The sequence below is a fragment of the Plantactinospora endophytica genome (assembly GCF_016862915.1).
In the GTDB taxonomy this organism is placed as follows: domain Bacteria; phylum Actinomycetota; class Actinomycetes; order Mycobacteriales; family Micromonosporaceae; genus Plantactinospora; species Plantactinospora endophytica.
The window spans coordinates 209696-228018 of sequence record NZ_BONW01000028.1 but is presented as its reverse complement, the minus strand read 5'-3'; the positions used below and the strand labels follow the sequence as shown (position 1 = coordinate 228018).

The following is an 18323-nucleotide window of genomic DNA, read 5'->3' as shown; positions in this document are numbered from 1 at the left end:
ATGGAGGTACGGGTACTGGGTCCGGTCGAGGTGACGCTGGCCGGCCGGCCGGTGTCCCTGACCGCAGCCAAGCAACGGGCGTTGCTGGCGGCCTGCGCGCTCAACGTGGACCGGGTGGTGAGCACCGCGCGACTCGTGGACGCGGTGTGGGGCGAGGAGCCGCCGTCGACCGCGGAGGCGCTGGTGCAGACGTACGTGTCGGCGCTGCGCCGGAAGATCGGGCACCCGGACAGGATCGTCACGCAGGCGCCCGGCTACCGGCTGGCGCTGGCGGCCGAGCACTGCGACGTGCACCGCTTCGAGGCGCTGTTGGCGCAGGGCCGGGCCGCGGCCGTGGACGGGAACGACGAGGCTGCCGCCGACCGGCTGCGCCGGGCGCTGGAGCAGTGGCGCGGGCCGGCGCTGGACGGGCTGCACAGTCCCTATCTGCGGGCGTACGCCATCCAGCTCGACGAGTTGCGGCTTTCCGCGCTGGAGGAGCGGATCGCCGCCGACCTGCGCCTGGGCCGGCTGCACGAGCTGGTCGGCGAGCTGTTCCAACTCGTCGACGCGCACCCGCTGCGGGAGCAGCTCCGCGAGCACCTCATCCGTACGCTGTGGCGGGTGGGGCGGCGGGCGGACGCGCTGGCCGTCTTCCGGAAGGGGCGGGAGGCGTTACGCACCGAACTGGGCATCGAACCCGGCCCGGCATTGCAGCGGCTGCACCGGGAGGTACTGGCGGCCGACGAGACACCGGCGCCGACCCTCGCCCTGTCGCCCGCGTTCCGTCCGTTGGCCGGGCGGGACACGGAGATCCGACGGCTGCGCCGGGTCCTGGGCGCGGTGCCGGACGAGCCGGTGGTCGCCGCGATCTCCGGCATGGCGGGTGTCGGCAAGACCGCGTTGGCCGTGGCGGTCGCCCGGGCGGTCGTCGCCGGCTACCCGGACGGCATGCACTTCGTCCAACTGCCCGACCGGGATCCGCTGCACCCCAGCTCGCTGCCGGTTCCCGGGTTGCGCGAGATGCTCGCCGACCGGCGGGCGCTGCTGGTGCTCGACAACGTCGCCGACGAGGAGCAGGTACGCGCCGCGCTGCCGCCACGCTTCCGGGGTGCCGTCCTGGTGACCGGCCGGCGGATGCTCACCGGCCTGGACTGTCACGCCCGCGTCGACCTCGACGTGCTGCCGTCCACGGCGGCGGTGGCGGTGCTGGCCCGGGTGGCCGGTCACGCCCGGGTGAGAGCCGAGCCGGAGGCGGCTGCGGAGATCGCGCTGCACTGTGGCGGGCTGCCGCTCGCGCTGCGGGCGGCGGGCGGCTGGCTGGCGGCTCGTCGTAACTGGCCGCTGGCGGCCTGCGCGGCCCGGCTCCGGAACGGCAACGGCCGCCTCGACTGGCTGGCGGCCGGCGGGCTGGACGTGCGTACCGCGCTGGCCTCGAGTTTCACCGGCCTCGGCGACGCCGAGCGCCAGGCGATGACCCGGCTGGCGGCGGCGGGCCGTCACGAGTTCACCCCGGGGGTGCTCGCCGGGCTGATGGGTCTGCCGGTGGCGGTTGCGGAACGGCTGGCCGACCGGCTGCTCGACGCGAGGTTGCTGGACGCCGCCGGGGGACGAACCCCCGGCGGCGTCAGCTATCGGCTGCACGGGCTGGTCCGGCTGGTCGCACTGGAACGGGCGGCCGGAGACCGCACCGGGCGTCCCGCCGATCAGGTGATCGCGCCGCCCAGGTCCTGCCAGGTCCACTCGCCGTTGGCCCAGTAGTTCTGCCAGAGCGAGGTGTCCTTGCCCCGGGCGAAGACCCGCAGCACGCTGCCGTGCATCACTCCGGAGGGTGCGCTGGTGATGGTGCCGCCGAGATCCTGCCAGGCCCAGGCGCCGTTGCTGTAGTAGTTCTGCCAGAGCGCGCCGTCGTTACCCCGGGCGAACACCCGGAGGACCTGGCCGTGCAGCACCGCGGACGGCGCGCTGGTGATCCCGCCGCCGAGGTCCTGCCACGTCCACTTGCCGTTGGCCCAGTAGTTCTGCCACAGCGCGCCGTCCTCGCCACGGGCGAAGACGCGCAGCACGTCACCCTGGACGACGGCGGTGGGTCCGCTGGTGATGCCGCCGCCGAGATCCTGGGTCCTCCACTCGCCGCCGCTCCAGTAGTACTGCCACAGCGCGCCGTCGGCGCCACGGGCGAACACCCGCAGCACGCCGCCGTACGCCACGGCAGCCGGCTGGCCGACGATCGCGCCGCCGATCCGCTGCCAGGTCCAGCGGCCGTCGACCAGGTAGTTCTGCCAGAGCGCGCCGTCGCTGCCCCGGGCGAAGACCCGCAGGGTCCCGCCGTCGACCAGCGCGGACGGCCCGCTGGTGATGGCCCGGCCGAGATCCTGGGTCTTCCACCCGGTGCCGTCCCAGTAGTACTGCCAGAGGGCACCGTCGGCGCCACGCGCGAACGTCCGCAGCAGGTTGTCGTGGACGACCGCGCCGACGCCGGAGTTGACGACGTCGTCGATCACGTTCTTGTAGCGGTACGGCTTGTATAGGCTGCGGCTGTAACCGGCGGCCGACCAGGTCCGGTGCTTGGTGTGCGGCGGGGTCTGCTCGTGGATGTGGAAGTCGCCGCCGACCGCGCCGACCCAGCCGGCGAAGATGACGACGTGCCCCTCCCACGGGTTGTCGATGTGGTACATCAGGATGTCGCCGGGCCGCAGGTCGTTGTACGACGACAGCCGGTTGGACACCTCGTCGAGGTTGCCGGTGTTCAGGCTCTCCGGCAGGTTCCATGCCATCGAAACGTAACCGGAGCAGTCGGTGCGGTAGCCGTTGTGGTATCTCTCCTGGCTGTACGACACGGCGTCCCAGGTACGCGCCCGGGCCAGTATCTCGCTGCGGGTGATCGCCGGCCCCGGCTCGACGGCCAGCACCGAGAACCGGGCACCGCCCTGTGGGGCCGCTCCGGTGCTCGGGTCGGCCGTCGGCGCGGGCTTCGGATCGGCTGCGGCCGCAGGTCCGGTCAGCACCGGCAGGGTGGCCACCGCCGTCGTGACCGCTGTCAGAAGTCCGGCCGTACCCAGGAATGATCTTCGCCTCATGGTCCCGTCTCCGTTCATCAGGTGATCGCTCCGCCGATCCGCTGCCAGGTCCACGTCCCGTTGGCCCAGTAGTTCTGCCACAGCGCCCCGTCGTTGCCGCGAGCGAACGCGCGGAGGATATCGCCGTGCATCATCGCGGACGGGGCACTGGTGATTCCGCCGCCCAGGTCCTGCCACGTCCACTTGTTGTTGGCCCAGTAGTTCTGCCACAGCGCCCCGTCGTTGGCCCGGGCGAAGACCCGCAGCACCGAGCCGTGCAGCACCGCCGACGGCGCGCTGGTGAGGCCGCCGCCGAGGTCCTGCCACGTCCACTCGCCGCCGGTCCAGTAGTTCTGCCAGAGCGCGCCGTCGTTGCCCCGGGCGAAGACCCGCAGCACCGCACCGTGCACCACCGCACTGGGCGGGCTGCTGATGCCGCCGCCCAGGTCCTGCCAGCTCCACTCGCCGTTCGCCCAGTACGCCTGCCAGAGCGCGCCGTCGTTGGCCCGGGCGAAGACCCGCAGCACCGCACCGTGCAGCACCGCACTGGGCGCGCTGGTGATGCCGCCACCGATCCGCTGCCAGGTCCAGCGGCCGTCGACCAGGTAGTTCTGCCAGAGCGCCCCGTCGTTGCCCCGGACGAAGACACGGAGCACGTTGCCGTGCACCACGGCGGCCGGTGCGCCGAGGAAGCCGCCACCGAGGTCCTGCGTCTTCCACTCGGTGCCGGTCCAGTAGTACTGCCACAGCGCGCCGTCCGTGCCCCGGGCGAAGACGCGGAGCAGGTTGTCGTACACGACACCGCTGACTCCGGCCTCCGGAGCACCCCAGATGGCTGCGGCGATGCGTACCGCGTCGGGTGCCTCCTCGCCGTACCGCGCCGGGAACCCGGATATCTGGATCTCCTGGCAGATCGGGCCGATCGCCCCGGTCATCCAGGAGTTGTTCGGATACTTGCGCAGCATCGCGTCGAGGAACGCGTTGGTGGCGTACACCGGGTTCAGCAGTTCCGCCGGCGTACCCCAGCCCTGGCTCGGCCGCTGCTGGTAGAGGCCGAGGCTGTCCCGGTCGCCGTAGTCGAGGTTGGTGATCCCGCTCTCGACGATCGCCGTGGCGAGCGCGATCTCGGCGGCGCGCTGGGGCAGGTTCCGCTGCCGGACGACGTTGACGATGACGCGGGTGCACGCGGCCCGGGTCCCGTTGAAGGCGCCCTCCAGTTTCTCGGTCAGCACCCCGTTCATCCGCGCCGCGAACGCGGTGTCGGCCGCGGTCGGTGGCCCGGCCGTGCAGTTGGGCACCACGGCCGCGTTCGCGGCGGGCGCCACCAGCACCGTGGCGGTCGCCGCCGCGACGGTGAGCAGGGCGAGCCACCCCGCCCGAATTCGTCCCATCAGTGTTCCTTCCCCAGCTCGGTCGATGCTCCGCCGAGAGGCTGCGCGGCGTCGCTGTAGTTCCGCTGCAGCCCGGGTGCAGCGGAACTCCGGTGCGACCCGGAATGTTGCGGGCGGCGGTCAGCACGACCGCCCGACTCGAAGGGAAAGTCATGGGGAAGAGGCCACTGCTGGCCGTGCTCGCCGCGCTCACCTGCGCCCTGGGTGGCGTGGCGGTGACCGTGCAGCCCGCGCAGGCGGCGGGACCGCGTCCGTTGTTCCAGCTTCCGTTCCATTGCGGACAGCAGTGGCGGCTGCAGACCTATCCGGGCCACGACGACTACGACATCGACATGTTCCGGGTCGGCGGCCAGACCGAGGGCTCGGACATCCTCGCGTCCTACGGCGGCACGGTCGAGTTCGCCGGCTGGGACGACGGCGCGGGCAACTACGTCAAGCTCAACCACGGCAGCGGTTGGCAGACCATGTACCTGCACATGATCGCGCCGCCGGTCGTCAGCACCGGCCAGCGGGTGGTGCAGGGCCAGCTACTCGGCCGGGTCGGCAGCACCGGCCGGTCCAGCGCCCCGCACATGCACCACGAACAGCGCCGGGACGGGCAGAAGGTGGAGTCCTGGTTCAACGGCGTACCGTCCGGCATCACCAGCGACGACACCTCGCAGCCGGTGGTCCGGACCAGCAACAACTGCGCGGAGGCCCAGCCGGCGTCGCTGCAACGCGGGGTCAGCGCCATCGTGTACGGCAACGTGTTGCGCGCGTTCGCCCGGGGCAACGACGGGGCGCTGTGGCAGAACTACTGGGCCAACGGCACGTGGACCTGGCAGAAGATCGGCGGCGAGATCGTCGGCGCACCGACCGCGGTGAACTACGACGGCCTGCTGCGGGTCTTCGCCCGGGGCAAGGACAACTCGCTCTGGCAGTACTACTGGAACGGCACCGACTGGAAGACGCAGGACCTCGGCGGCGGCATCACCAGCGCGCCGGGCGCGGTCGTACACGGCGAGACGCTGCGGGTGTTCGCCCGGGGCAACGACGGCGCGCTGTGGCAGAACTACCTTGTCGGCGGCAAGTGGACGTGGCAGGACCTGGGCGGCGGAATCACCAGCGCGCCGTCGGCGGTGCTGCACGGCTCGGTACTGCGGGTCTTCGCCCGGGCCAACGACGGCTCGCTCTGGCAGAACTACTGGGCCAACAACAAGTGGACGTGGCAGGACCTGGGCGGCGGGATCACCAGCGCGCCCTCGGCGGTACTGGACGGTGCGGTGCTGCGGGTCTTCGCCCGGGCCAACGACGGCTCGCTCTGGCAGGACTACTACAGCGGCGGCGAGTGGACCTGGCAGGACCTCGGCGGCGCGATCACCAGCGCGCCGGGCGCGGTGCTGCACGGGTCGGTGTTGCGGGTCTTCGCCCGAGGCGCGGACGGCGCGCTGTGGCAGAACTACTGGACGGGCGGCGAGTGGACGTGGCAGGACCTCGGCGGCGGCATCAGCTGAGAGCGGTCCGGTGACCGGCGGGGAGGGCGGAACCAGGCCCTCCCCGCCTACCTGCGCAACGGCCGGGATGACACCGCACGGTTGGGTCAGGAGCGACCGTGCCCTCGGTCGTCGGCGGTGATGCTGGTGAAGGTGTAGGTGTCGTCACCGATCTTCAGGGTGGTGACCACCGGCGCTCCGTCCAGGCGGGAACTGGTGTGCCGAACCCGGATCTGCTGCCCGTTCTCGACCACGCCCGGCTTACTGCTCCAGCCCCCTCGGGTCTGGTACTCCCCGTTGACGACACTGACCCGGGCCCGACCGGTCAGGCCCTCGACCTTCCACTTCCGGCTGCTCACCTTCCTGCCCGCCCTGACGTCGGTCGCATCGGGGAACGGCGCGCGGTCGAAGACCTTCCGGCACATCTCGACGAACGCGGGCCACCCCGGCGAGTCGACATGACCGGCGTTCTGCCGCCGGTAGCCGACGTACCCGTCGATGAACGCCTCGTCGAACGGCGGCGTCCCACCGATCGGCTCGCCGGGTCCCGAGGTGAACTCCGTGCCGGGCGGCACGACCAGACCGTCGACACCGACCAGGTTGTAGACCTCCGTGGCATGGGCGCCGGCCAGGTACATGCCGCGCGGGTCGGCCCACGAGTCGTTGTTGTTGCCACCGGTGATGTACACGACGCGCGGTGCGGCCAGCGCCACCATCGAGTGCCCGTCCACGCTCATCAGTTCGAGCCGGCGCGGCTTGTAGGTACCGTTCCTCGCCAGGCCGACCCCGGGGTTCTCCGGGTCGTTGACCAGCGGACCCATCCACTTGAAGTAGTTGCCCGCCATCCAGTGGTACTCCAGGCTCTCGCCGGTGTTGTTGGCGTAGTCGCCGTCGTTCTCGAGATCCTGTCCCCAGTGCCGGCGGTTCATTCTCGCCCCGAGCGATCCGGACGAACTCGCGTAGGCCGCCTTGATCCGGGGATCGTAGGCGGCGGCGACGATCGTGGCCTTGCCGTACCGCGAGTGGCCCTGCACCCCGATCCGGTTGGCATCGACGCCGACGTACTCCCCCGGCGCGTCGAAGAAGTCGATCAGTCGGCTGATCCCCCAGCTCCAGGCGGCCAGTGCACCCCAGTCGCCGGGCTTCCGCCAGTTGCCCTTGTTGATCAGGCCGATGATGTAGCTGGACATGTTGGCCCCGCCGCTGTCGGGCTGCAACTGGGCGTTGGCGAAGCCGAAGATCCCCCACCCCTGGGGCCCCAGCAGCGACCATCTCGTCGTTCCGCCGAACACCACCACCACCGGGACCTCGGTCCGGGCGTCGTACGCCTGCCGGGGGATCCGCAGCGTGCCGAAGATCCGCGGCGCGTTGCGCACCTCCGGGTACCTGGACGTGTCGATGATCCCGGTCACCGTACGCTGGGCGTAGTCGACACCGTCCGCCGTGCCGAACGAGACCTCTCCGAGCTCCCAGGTGATCTTCGGCCACAGTCTGCGGTCCGGAATCCTGCCGTACAACTCTTCCTGGACCGCCTCGAAGATCTCCGGGCGGCGCTTGTCCCACCAGTCCTCGGGCGTCCGCACCGGCCGCCCGTTCTTCGTCTCCAACAGCTCGATCGGGGTGTACCCCCAACCGTCGACCTCCGGATTGTCCCCGGTGCCGTACCCGATCGCGCCGGAACTGGTCGCGTCGTCGTAGCTGGCCCAGAGTCCACCCAGCGCTCCCCTGCGCACCGGGTGGCCGAAGGCGTCGAACCAGAGCCGGGCGGCGGGGTCTCCGGCCAGGTTCGGCGGGCGGTTCGGGTCGTCGAGCCACGAGCCCAGGTTCGGCAACTTGATACCGAGCTGGCAGAGCATCTGGTCGCGATCCTGGACGGTGCTGATCGGCAGCGTCGGAAACGCCCCGAACTTCTGCACGCACTCGTCGACCACGGCCCCGGTCCGGGCGGCGGGGCTCGGCGCGGCGAGGGCCGAGCCAGGTGCGGCGGCGACCGCCAGGCCCAGCGGTGAGACACCTACGACACGGAGCAGAGTTCGCCTCGACGTGCCCCGCCCACCACCGGCACCCGCGTCTGAGGCGCGTTCCGGGTCCTGTAGTTCCGGTTTCTCCATTGGTTTCTCCTGCTGAATCGGCACTTGACTGTCAAGCGACAGCGACAAGATCTGGCACCCGGCGCGACCGTCAGCGCCCGGTGAACACGGCCCGGGCCCGTCCGCCGTTCGCGCTGACCCGCACTTCGAACCTGCTTCGATGCAGGTTCGGGGCCCGGGTGAAGTCGACCCGTACCTCGAACGTCGCGGTCCCGCCGGGCGGGATGCTGGCCGCGACGGGCACCGGGAACCGCTCCGGGTCCCGGCTCGTGACGACGTGGCCGGACCGGCCGACCCGCCCCGGCCCGGTCGGCGCGAAGCCGTCCAGCCGCACGTCGTTGGCGGCGCCGCGACCGGTGTTGGTCACCTCGACTGTCCAGACCGTCGCGCCCGGCCGGCCGCCGTGGACGCGCTCCACCCCGGTCACCCGGCCTTTCAGCCCCGCCGGGCCGGGCGCCGACGGCTCGGCCACCTCCAGCAGCAGGGTGTCCCACCCCAACCCGGTACCCTCGGCGGTGCCGGCGCCCCGGGTGAACGTGATCGTGTTGGTGCCGACCACCAGCATCGACGCCGGGAACGACAGCGTGGCGAGCCGGGGGTACCCGCTGCGGTCGGCCTGGCGGGCGATCGTCGAGTCGTTGTTGTTCGGCAACGAGCCGGTGATGTCCGCCGTGGAACCGTTGACGGCCACGGTGGGTCGGCCACTGCGCTGCATCGACGTGGAGACCGTGAGGTACGCGGTGCCGGCGTACGCGCGGTCCAGGTCGAAGGTGATCGTCCAGGTGCCCGCGTTCGTCTGGGCGTAGTACCAGTCCTGCGGTTCCCAGCTCTGCCCGACCGTGTACGTCAGGTTGCCCGGTATCAGGCCCGGCTTGACGAAGTTGCGCGGGTTGGTGAAGGTCTCCGGGTCGGTGGCGAGCGCGAACTCGCCGCCCATCCGGTCGGCGGAGCCGATCTGCCAGAGGAACGTGCTGTGGTCGGTCGGCGTCCACTCGATGTCGCCGAGGTCCTGCTTCGCTCCGCCGACGGTGATCCCGGTCAGCTTGAGCTGGTCGGTCACCGATCCCGTGGCGGCGAAGACGTAGAGGTTGTACGTGCCGGGCGTGCGGGTGCCCGGCTGCCAGGCCGGCGGGATTCCGGGCAGGCTGAAGGTGCCGTCCTCGGCCGTCTTCACGAAGTAGGTCGGCTCGTGGATGGTGTAGACGTCGATCGCGTCCTGGGTGGACAGCAGCACCCAGTACCCGCCGGCAGGCCGGCCGTCGGCGATGCGCAGCCGGCCGGTGACCGTGCTGCGCCGGGCGGGCGGTGGATAGAACGGGTCGGCGATCCAGTCCGAGCCGCGCCGGTTCTCCTTGATCTCCGCCCTGGCGATCTCGGCCGCCTCGGTGATCATCGCGTCCGGGTCGTCGGGGTCACCGGTGTTGACGAACGTGTACCACGGCCCGTACAGCCGCTGGTAGCCGGCGAACAGCGGATACGCCGGCAGCCCGTAGTGGTTGGCGCCGAAGTAGTTGCAGATGATGGCGTCCTGGTGGATGGCCAGGTCCTGGTGGTTGGGGCCGACGCCGTAGAACGCGCAGAGCGTCTGGTCGGTGACCCCACCGAGCGGGGTGAACCAGGCCCCGAACCCGTGTCCGTAGTGGCCGAACATCGGGTTCTCGTGGTGGTACAGGCTCCAGTCGTACTTCGTGTAGCGGCTGCCCGGCGGCAGGTTGCCGGAGTTGCTCTCCGGCGACGGCAGGTTCGGGTTGTTGACGCCGTCGATCGGCCGGGTCTCGCCGCCCTGGGTGGCCAGGTATGCGTACGTCGGCTGCTGGCCCTTGCCTCGTTCCCAGTTGAACGCGTGGTCGAGGATGGACCGGTCCCAGCGCGCGTTCATCCGGATCTCGTTGATGGACTGCGCGACCACTGCGGTGACGATGTCGTACCCGTAGAGGCCCCGCTTGCCGCGCCGCATGACCAGGTGGTGCTCGTGGCGCAGCCGGGGGCTGGTGTCGTCCACGAACGCCACCTCGACGAGCTCGGCGCCGACGCGCAGCACCCGTACCTCGGTGCAGACCAGCCGACTGCTCCCGCCGCCCGCGTCGACGTAGAACGAGTGCGCGCGGTCCGGGTCGAACGGCGCCGTGCCGTTGAGGTTGTGCGCCAGTTCCACGCCCTCCACCACGATCGAGGTCGCGGTGATGGAGACGTCGCTCCAGCCGGTGAGGATCCCGCCGGCCGCGTCGTCCCGACCGAACGTGAACCGGATCAGCCCGTTGTCGAGCACCAGGTCGTCGACGTCACCGGGGAACGGGTAACTGCCGGGAGCCGCCGGCACGCCGTTGATCGTGACCTGTACGCCACGCGGCTTGGGCGCTGCGGCGGCGGAGCCCTGGCCCAGCAGTACGGGTGCTGTCGCAGCGGCACCCACCAGTCCGAGGGCGGTTCGTCGGGACACTTCTGCGGCCATGTGACTGGTCCTCCTGTCTCGATGCCGGCTGGCGGTGGTGCGGGACCGACCGCCGTCGGCGCTGAACGAGATCCTCGTGTCGGGTGCGGAGAAGTACGGTGCGTCGGTGACGGTGCACGGTCACCTGCGGGTGGCCGTGGCTCCGGATGGAGCGCTTGCCACGACCGGCGGCGGCGACCGGCGGGTATTGCGGCCGGGGACGACCGACGGCGTCCGGCAGGTGAACCGGGCCTGGTTGTTGGCCATGTGGCCGCTCCCGTCGTGCAAACGATTCAGCTACGGCCGCCGGGGCGACCAATGTCCGCCGGAGGGATTCGAACGGCCGTGTCAGGCTGGGAAAAACAGCGGCAGGTGGAGGTGCCGGCGGTGGGCAGGTACCGCCGAGGAAAGCGCTTGCTTGAATCGATTCAGGATCAAGAGTCTTGCGGCAGCAGGAGCGGCTTGTCAAGAGGGCCGACCACCCGGGAGCCGTCTCCAGCCACCGTCCAGTCGCCGTTCAGTCCGGATTGAAAGCGTGGCCGCACTGCTGCCTCGCCGATGGAGGGGAACATGACAGGAACAGGCAGAGAACGCGACGAACTGCCGATACCGCAGGGCATGCCGGCGGTCGTCCCGGCGCCGACCGGGCCGGCCGCGCCCGCCGGTCCGGGGTACGGGATCGACCGTGCCGGGCGGGGATCGGTGGGATCACGCCGTCGGCGGTGGATGGCCGGGATGCTGGCCTCGGCGCTCACCCTGGTCGGGCTGCTGGGACAGGCGGTGCCGGCCCAGGCCGACGTGTCGAAGGACCCCGCGCCGAGTCTGCCCAGCCGCGCGGCCCAGGCCGCGCCCGGCGTGTCCGGGCTGACACCGGACGCCGGTCTGCGGTCCTCCGCCGGCCGCCGGACGGCGTCCGTGCCGCCGGGCACCGGGATCACGTTGGGCAAGCCGAAGGCCGGGCCGGCGCCCCGGATGGTCGAGGACCCGGACCCGAACAATCCGCCGACCTGCGTGCCGTACATCAGCGGTCAGGTGACCCGGAACGGTACCGCCCTGGCCCGGGTCGACTATCTGGCCGAGATCGTGTGCAACTTCTACCTCGCGGGCGCCGGCCAGGCGTACCTGATCGAGCGGACGAGCGGCGCCCGGTACAACGGTGCCGTCATCGCCGCCGCCGCACCCTTCTACTTCTCCTCCTACTACTACGGGTACAGCATCGGAGCGGTGCTGATCGACGGTCGGATCTACGACGGCGGTCGCCAGTTGGAGATCGGGTTCGACCTGGCGTTGCAGACCCTGAACGGGACGCCGTGGGGCGGCTGCTTCGCACTTCCCGCCCCGCAGCGGTACCTGACCCCGTGCTACGGCCTGGGCACCTCGTACCTGTCCGTCTCGATCGGGTCGGGAGTGTTCAGCACCGGCCTGCCGGCGTACAACCCGGCAGCGGCGATCCGGGACATCCCCGCCATCGACCTGCTCACCTCCCACGTCGGCGGGCAGAACGACCCGGCCTCGACGGCCCGGCAGAACATCGTGGACACCGCGGCCGGGCTGCCCGCCCAGACCAGCGACTTCAGCCACGTGGGCCGGACCAGCGTGAACCTCGACCTCGACATGTTGCGCGGCATCCTCAGCCTGCACCTGCAGAACGGCTTCAACTTCCGGGTGACCGCGATCGCCGGAAGCAGGCACGGTGGGACGTCCCGGCACTACGTCGGGAAGGCGTTCGATGTCGACACCGTCAACGGCGCCCGGGTGAACGCCAGCAATCCGTTCAACCAGGCGTTCAAGGACGCCTGCCGGGCGTACGGGGCGACGGAGGTGCTGGGGCCGGGCGACGACGCGGACCATGGCACGCACATCCACTGCGCGTGGCCCCGGTAGTCGCCCGGACCTCCGGACGGAGCCGGGCCGCCACCCACGGGTGACCGCCGCGTACCCCTGAACTGCGGCGACGGTGGTGCGAGTGTCCGGTCTGGACGCTCGCACCACTCGCCGGTTCCGGTACGGGCCTGAAGGATCTGATGGAGGACGTCACCAATCCGCGAGGATGTACTCACCCCACGCCGCGACGGCCCGCTCGTACACGGGAGGCCATGGCCAGGGCCTGCCGCACTCGACACGGGACTGCAGCCAGTAGTCCATCTCCTCGGCCAGGCTGTACTCGATCGTGCCGTCGGCGCAGAGTGCCGCCGCCCGGTGTACGCCGACCTGCCGCATACACTCGGTGTATCCGCCCGTGAGGTAGTCTCTGGTCCCCACATAGCTGAAGTAGCAGTTGGTGGGCGTGACCGTGGTGAATCCGTCGGGAGCGACGTAGCCGGGCGGGGGTACGGCGGGCCACGGAAGCTGGTTGACCCAGTCGTAGGCGCCGGCCGCTCCGGTGCCGGCCGATGCCGGACTTACGGCACCGGAAACCGTGGCCAGGACGCCGATCAGCGCTGCGGTCACGATCGACAACAGTTTACGTCTCACATGGTCCCCTCTCGTCGGTCAGGGCGGAGCGGGCTCGGAAAGCGCTTTCCTATTGATTGTGACAGTCGATCTACTGTGGTCAATGGTCGGGTTTCGCGCCCCGCGCCACACCGGACCGCACCGATGCTCGACCACGCTGTTTCACCACGGTCGCCGGATTGGCCGACCGTGGCGAAGAGACACGTGTCGAGCGCCAGGTACGGGTCGGTGTGGTCGGTTGTGGATCGCGGCGTCAGGCGCGGCCCAGGATGAGCCGGCCGCACCGGTCACCGATCATCATCGACGGGGCGTTGGTGTTGCCCGACGTGATGCTGGGCATGATCGCGGCGCTCGCCAGCCGCAGGCCGGTGACGCCACGCACGCGCAGTCGGGGGTCCACGACGGCGTACGCGTCGGTGCCCATCCGGCAGGTGCCGACCGGGTGGAAGTCGGCCTGGGAATAGGTACGCACCGCCTGGATCAGCTCTTTCCTGGTGTTGACGTCCGGGCCGGGGATGGCGCCGTCGTCGGTCACCCAGTCGCGCAGTCCTCGGGAGTTGATCAGTTCGAGGGCCAGCTCGTAGCCCTCGACCTGCGTGTCGAGATCTTCCCTGGTCCGTAGGAAGTTCGGCTGGATGATCGGCGGTACGGCGGGATCGGCCGACCGCAGCTTGACGTACCCTCGGCTGGTCGGGTGCAGGTTGATCACGCCGACCGACGTCGAGTTTCCGGGATAGGGCGGATACCCGTCGCGCGTGTAGTAGACCTGGAACTGGTACGCGGGCGCCCCTGGCACTCGCCCCCTGCCGGTAAAGACGCTGACGTCCATCGCGGTGAGGTGCGACGCGGGCTCGGGTGCGCGGAGCGTCTTCAACGTCACGGAGATCAGGTGGTCGTGCAGGTTGGCGCCGACGCCGGGCAGGTCGGCGACCACCGGAATGCCGAGTCGTTCCAGATCGCACGCCGCGCCGATGCCGGACAACTGAAGCAGCCGAGGGGTGTTGACCGTGCCCGTGCTGACGATGACCTCCCGGTCGGCCCGGACGGTGAACTGGCGACCACCGGCATCGACGACGACACCGTCGATCGCTTTCCGGCGGTCGAACGTCAGCCGCGCGACCTCCGCATCCGTCATGATCGTCAGACGCGGGTCGGTGAGGTACGGGACCAGGAACGAGGTGAACGCATCCTGGCGAATCGTGTCCACCACGTTGAGCTGGGTGTAGCCGACACCGAACTGGGTGGCGCCGTTGTAGTCGGGGTTGAACCGGTAGCCGGAGTCGACGGCCGCGTCCACCGTGGCCTGGGAGAGCAGGTTGCGCCGGGTCAGCTCGTCCGACGGCCTGATCGGTCCGGTCAGCGCGTCCAGCGAGGGCCGCACGCTCGCGTAGTCCCAGCCGACAGCGCCCTGGGCGGCCCAGTTGTCGTAGTCGGCCGGATTGCCCCGAACCCACACCATCCCGTTCACCGAGCTGGTGCCGCCTTCGAGCTTCCCGCACACGAACGACTGCGGCTGGTCCAACAGCTCCCGCTGCGGCACCGACTGGTACGGCCAGACGAGCCTCGAACCCGGCGCCGTCAGCGTGCCCGCCTTCGTGAAGTCCCGGACCTCCGGCAGGTCGTTCGTGCCACCCGCCTCGATCAGCAGCACACTCGCCCGCGAGTCGGCCAGCAACCGTGCGGCCAGCGTGCACCCTGCCGAGCCCGCTCCGACGATGACGTAGTCGTAGCGGCGCGAGGCCGCACTCGCGGCCCTCGGGGTCGAGCCGAGTCCGACCGACACCGCCGACACACCGAACAACGTGAGCAGGGTCCGTCGAGTGAGACTTCCGTCCCGTACCCGGCGAGCGATCTCCTCCGGATCTTGCCAGGTGTTCTGATCCGTCCTGGACATCAGCGTCCCTTCGAGCTGGAGGGTCACGTCTCAGATGGCCGCCAGCGACTGCGGTGGCGGAACATCTCGTCGAGTAACACTATGGCGAAGGGATTCACCGACCAGGTCTCATCCGGGCCCGCCCCGGTCTGCCGTTCCAGCGACCCGGTCCAGGACGGCCCCATCGGTACGGTGGCGGCGAGAACGCCGTTCGTCCCGGTCCGCTCCCGGCCGGCGGGGCCGGGAGCGGATGCCGGGATCGGGTGACGGCGGACTCAGGTACGGAACGGTCCGGTGACGCAGTACGTGATGCCGCCGGAAGACGAACCCGAGGTGCCGCGCTGCGACGAGAAGTACAGCCGGTTCCCCGCCGGGGTGAACGCCGGGCCGCAGATCTCCGACGAGCTCTGGCCGGTGATCCGCAGGAACACCGAGATCTTGTCGTCCGGCGTGATCATGCAGATCTCCATGTTGCCGCCGTCCTCGGCAACGTAGAGGTCACCGAACGACGAGCCGGTGATGTTGTCGACGCCGGTCAGCGGTGCCGAACCGGAAGTGACGAGGTTGTCGTCGTACGCGAGTTCGTAGGTGTTGTTGGCGAGGTTGAGCTGCCAGACCCGGTTGTCCCCCTTGGTGGTGAACCACACGGTGTCGTTCGAGTAGTGGCAGCCCTCGCCGCCGTTGAACGACTTGGCCCCGGACACCTGCGACCGGGTCGCGGTCGGCGAACCGTCCGGATCGGGCACGGCGGCCCAACTGAACGAGCCCGAGGTGGCACTGCCGGCGACCAGCACCTGTAGTGTGCCGGCGGACAGGTCGCCCCAGGTGTTCGGGATGAACCGATAGAACTTGCCGTTGGTCTCGTCCTCGGTCAGGTAGACGACCCGACGGTCCGGGTCGGCCGCGGCGGCTTCGTGCTTGAACCGGCCCATCGCCGGGCGGACCACGGCGGTGCCGCCGAGCGGATAGGTCTCCCAGACCCGTCCGAGGCTGACCTCTTCACAGGACAGCCAGGTGTTCCACGGTGTCTTGCCGCCCGCGCAGTTGTTGTTGGTGCCGGACAGGATCCGGGACGCCCCGACGACTGCGCCGCTGGAGTCGAACAGGATCCTGGACGCGCCGCCACCGGAGCCGGAGCTGACCTCGGAGTTCGAGACGTAGATCCAGCCGCTGCCGTTGGCGAACACCGCACCGCCGTCGGGAGCCTGGTGCCAGACGTACGAGGTACCGGACACGGCCTGGCCGGATCGGGCCACGATCTGGCTGGTGAAGCCGGCCGGAAGCTGGATGCCGTGGCTGTTGGCGGCTTGCAGCGGGCCGTACGGCCCGGTAGCCGGCTGCGCCGGCGCCGCGTACGCCGCCGACCAGGCGGTGAACGGCAGCGCCACCGCGCTCGCTCCGAGCACCGTGGCCCGGAGCATGTTCCGTCGATCCAACGTGGACCCCCTTTGTAAGGCAGAGTCCCGGAAATCTAGCTATCCGTGCTTTCGAGAACCCGCTGCCCGAGTGAACGGCCGCCATCGATACACCGACCAGCCGGCGTTACGGCGATTCGGCCGGCGGACGACGCCGGTGACCCGTGGGCAACAGGCAGGTGCGGCCCGGCCGGTGCCACGCCGGTGCCCGCCCCGGCGGGAGGCAGGGCGGGCACCGGCGTACGTGCTGGTCAGCGGAGGCTGGCGAAGAACTGCTGGATGTCGGCGACCAGTACGTCGGTGGCCTGGTGGGCGGCGTAGTGACCGCCGACGTCGCCCCGCCCCTCGACGTCGGTGTCGTACGCGGTCCAGCGGACGATGTTGGAGTGGTCCCGCTCGGCGAAGCGGCGGATGGACTGGAAGTCGCCGGGGAACATGGCGAGCGCGGTCGGTGCGGTGGTCGGGGCCTCCGGCGCCGGCCCGGCGTGGGCGTCCTCCCAGTAGAACCGGATCGCCGAGGCGGCGGTGCCGGTGAACCAGTAGATCGCCACGTTGGCCAGGACGAAGTCGTCGTCGAGGCTTTCGTCGAACAGTTGGGCGTTCCAGGCCAGCAGCCCGACCGGTGAGTCGGTCAGCGCGAATGCGAGGGTCTGCGGCTGCTGGCTGTGCACCTGGTTGAAGGAGAACTTGTTCTCGTAGAACCACTGGAGGTGCTTGAGCGCCGCCTGGTCCGCCTCGGAGAGCCCGGCGAACTCGGCCGGGTCGCCGGACGGGAACGAGAAGAGTTGGGTGACGTGCACGCCGAGCACGTGTGTCGGCTCGATCCGGCCCAACTCCGGTGCGACCATCGAGCCGGCGTCGTTGCCGACCGCGCCGTAGCTGTCGTACCCGAGTCGGTTCATCAGCTCGGTCCAGGCGCGGGCGGTGCGGAACCGGTTCCAGCCGGTGCTGCGGGTCGGGCCGGAGAAGCCGAAGCCGGGCAGCGACGGGACGACCACGTGGAAGGCCGGCGCGTCCGGATCGGTCGGCTCGGTGAGCGGGGCGATCACGTCGAGGAATTCCAGTACCGAGCCGGGCCAGCCGTGGGTGAGCACCAGCGCGGTGGCGTCGGGGCGGGACGACCGGACGTGCAGGAAGTGGATCTGCTCGCCGTCGATCTCGGTGACGAACTGCGGGTGGGCGTTGAGCCGGGCCTCGACGGCCCGCCAGTCGAACCCGTCCCGCCACCTCTCGACGAGAGCCCGCACCCGGTCGGTGCTCATCCCGTACGCGTCGCCGGCGCCGGGCAGCTCGGCCGGCCAGTTCGTCCGGGCCAGCCGGGCGGCGAGGTCGTCGAGGGCGGTCTGCGGGATCTCGACGCGGAACGGGCGGATCGCGGTGCCGGTCATCTCGGAACTCCTTCGGAACGGAATGTTTCGTTCTGCAATCAGCGTAGCAGACCGGAACGATCCGTTCCACTGTTAGACTGAGGTCATGCCGAATCCCCCCGCACCCTCAGCGCCGCTGGCCGGCCGCCGCGCCCAGGCCGCCCGCAACGACGAGGCGATCCTCGAAGCCGCCCGCGCGGTCTTCCTCGACGACCCCAAGGCGCCGATCGCGGCCGTCGCCGAACGCGCCGGCGTCGGCATCAGCGCCCTCTACCGCCGGTACGCGAGCAAGGAGGACCTGCTGCGCCAGCTCTGCCACGACGGGCTGCGCCGGTACGTCGCCGAGGCCGAAGCGGCCCTCGCCGAACGGGACGACTGGACCGCCTTCACCGGGTTCCTGGCCCGGGTGGTCGACGCCGACGTGCACTCGCTCACCGTCCACCTGGCCGGCACCTTCACCCCGACCGAGGAGATGCGCCGGGACGCGGTACGCGCCGCCGAACTGGCGACCGCGCTGGTCGCACGGGCCCACGCCAGCGGACGGCTGCGCCCCGACGCGGTCGTGGAAGACCTGGGGCTGTTACTGGAGGCATGCGCCGCGGTGCGGGTACCCGATCCGGAGCGGACCGGGCAACTACGCCGCCGCCAACTCGCGGTGCTGCTGGCCGGCCTGTCGACGGCGCCGGACGCGGACCCGCTGCCCGGCCCGGCACCCTCGGCCGGGGAGTTCGACTGGCGGTGGCGACGCCGGGAGGGATGAGCGCCACAGCGGTGGATTCGGGCGGGGATACG

The 18323-nt window shown here is 70.6% G+C and carries 12 protein-coding genes; 4 read left to right on the top strand and 8 right to left on the bottom strand.

The annotated features are described in order from the left end of the window. Positions 1-1740 carry an AfsR/SARP family transcriptional regulator gene (locus Pen02_RS27000; protein WP_203868914.1) on the top strand — a complete coding sequence of 580 codons (1740 nt, stop codon included), beginning with the start codon at positions 1-3 and terminating at the stop codon, positions 1738-1740. Here Pen02_RS27000 and Pen02_RS26995 read toward each other — a convergent pair. Together Pen02_RS26995 and Pen02_RS26990 are read right to left on the bottom strand one after the other, a co-directional pair. Continuing rightward, positions 1686-3059 carry a DUF8189 domain-containing protein gene (locus tag Pen02_RS26995; RefSeq protein ID WP_203868913.1) on the bottom strand — a complete coding sequence of 458 codons (1374 nt, stop codon included), beginning with the start codon at positions 3057-3059 and terminating at the stop codon, positions 1686-1688. The genes Pen02_RS27000 and Pen02_RS26995 overlap by 55 nt on opposite strands. 17 nt (positions 3060-3076) lie before the next feature. Continuing rightward, positions 3077-4429, bottom strand: coding sequence for a PLL family lectin (locus Pen02_RS26990; RefSeq protein WP_203868912.1), 1353 nt, complete (start codon positions 4427-4429; stop codon positions 3077-3079). A gap of 152 nt (positions 4430-4581) precedes the next feature. Between Pen02_RS26990 and Pen02_RS26985 the strand changes: the two genes are divergently transcribed. Next, positions 4582-5922, top strand: coding sequence for a DUF8189 domain-containing protein (locus Pen02_RS26985; RefSeq protein WP_239141340.1), 1341 nt, complete (start codon positions 4582-4584; stop codon positions 5920-5922). 86 nt (positions 5923-6008) lie between these two features. On the opposite strand, the gene Pen02_RS26980 is transcribed toward Pen02_RS26985, so the two are convergent. Continuing rightward, on the bottom strand, positions 6009-8012 hold the full coding sequence (locus Pen02_RS26980; RefSeq protein ID WP_203868910.1) for a glucuronyl esterase domain-containing protein: 2004 nt from the start codon (positions 8010-8012) through the stop codon (positions 6009-6011). A gap of 70 nt (positions 8013-8082) precedes the next feature. After that, entirely contained in the window at positions 8083-10443 is a 2361-nt protein-coding gene (locus tag Pen02_RS26975) for a polysaccharide lyase family protein (protein WP_203868909.1), read from the bottom strand. Between the two features lie 549 nt (positions 10444-10992). Between Pen02_RS26975 and Pen02_RS26970 the strand changes: the two genes are divergently transcribed. Continuing rightward, positions 10993-12306, top strand: a complete 1314-nt coding sequence (locus Pen02_RS26970) for a hypothetical protein (RefSeq protein ID WP_203868908.1) — start codon at positions 10993-10995, stop codon at positions 12304-12306. Between the two features lie 150 nt (positions 12307-12456). Here the strand turns inward: Pen02_RS26970 and Pen02_RS26965 are convergent, their stop codons facing one another. The 4 genes from Pen02_RS26965 to Pen02_RS26950 all read right to left on the bottom strand — a co-directional run bounded on the left by Pen02_RS26965 (position 12457) and on the right by Pen02_RS26950 (position 17552). After that, the gene (locus tag Pen02_RS26965) at positions 12457-12897 is read right to left on the bottom strand and encodes a hypothetical protein (RefSeq protein WP_203868907.1); all 441 of its coding nucleotides are present in this window, start codon (positions 12895-12897) and stop codon (positions 12457-12459) included. A gap of 232 nt (positions 12898-13129) precedes the next feature. Then, positions 13130-14770 (bottom strand): GMC family oxidoreductase, encoded by a 1641-nt coding sequence (locus Pen02_RS26960; protein ID WP_203868906.1) that lies wholly within the window; start codon positions 14768-14770, stop codon positions 13130-13132. Positions 14771-15024: 254 nt separating this feature from the next. Further along, a complete protein-coding gene (locus Pen02_RS26955) occupies positions 15025-16185 on the bottom strand; it encodes an alkaline phosphatase PhoX (RefSeq protein WP_203868905.1) in 1161 nt (386 codons plus the stop codon). A 230-nt stretch (positions 16186-16415) separates the two neighbouring features. Further along, on the bottom strand, positions 16416-17552 hold the full coding sequence (locus Pen02_RS26950; protein ID WP_203868904.1) for an epoxide hydrolase family protein: 1137 nt from the start codon (positions 17550-17552) through the stop codon (positions 16416-16418). A gap of 85 nt (positions 17553-17637) precedes the next feature. Between Pen02_RS26950 and Pen02_RS26945 the strand changes: the two genes are divergently transcribed. Next, positions 17638-18291: a TetR/AcrR family transcriptional regulator gene (locus Pen02_RS26945; RefSeq protein ID WP_203868903.1), complete on the top strand. Its 654-nt coding sequence runs from the start codon at positions 17638-17640 to the stop codon at positions 18289-18291. The last annotated feature ends 32 nt before the right edge of the window (positions 18292-18323 follow it).

Coding starts and splice junctions, on each gene's coding strand:
- Pen02_RS27000 (WP_203868914.1), top strand. CDS start 1: ATGGAGGTACGGGTACTGGGTCCGGTCGAGGTGACGCTGGCCGGCCGG.
- Pen02_RS26995 (WP_203868913.1), bottom strand. CDS start 3,059: ATGAGGCGAAGATCATTCCTGGGTACGGCCGGACTTCTGACAGCGGTC.
- Pen02_RS26990 (WP_203868912.1), bottom strand. CDS start 4,429: ATGGGACGAATTCGGGCGGGGTGGCTCGCCCTGCTCACCGTCGCGGCG.
- Pen02_RS26985 (WP_239141340.1), top strand. CDS start 4,582: ATGGGGAAGAGGCCACTGCTGGCCGTGCTCGCCGCGCTCACCTGCGCC.
- Pen02_RS26980 (WP_203868910.1), bottom strand. CDS start 8,012: ATGGAGAAACCGGAACTACAGGACCCGGAACGCGCCTCAGACGCGGGT.
- Pen02_RS26975 (WP_203868909.1), bottom strand. CDS start 10,443: ATGGCCGCAGAAGTGTCCCGACGAACCGCCCTCGGACTGGTGGGTGCC.
- Pen02_RS26970 (WP_203868908.1), top strand. CDS start 10,993: ATGACAGGAACAGGCAGAGAACGCGACGAACTGCCGATACCGCAGGGC.
- Pen02_RS26960 (WP_203868906.1), bottom strand. CDS start 14,770: ATGTCCAGGACGGATCAGAACACCTGGCAAGATCCGGAGGAGATCGCT.
- Pen02_RS26950 (WP_203868904.1), bottom strand. CDS start 17,552: ATGACCGGCACCGCGATCCGCCCGTTCCGCGTCGAGATCCCGCAGACC.
- Pen02_RS26945 (WP_203868903.1), top strand. CDS start 17,638: ATGCCGAATCCCCCCGCACCCTCAGCGCCGCTGGCCGGCCGCCGCGCC.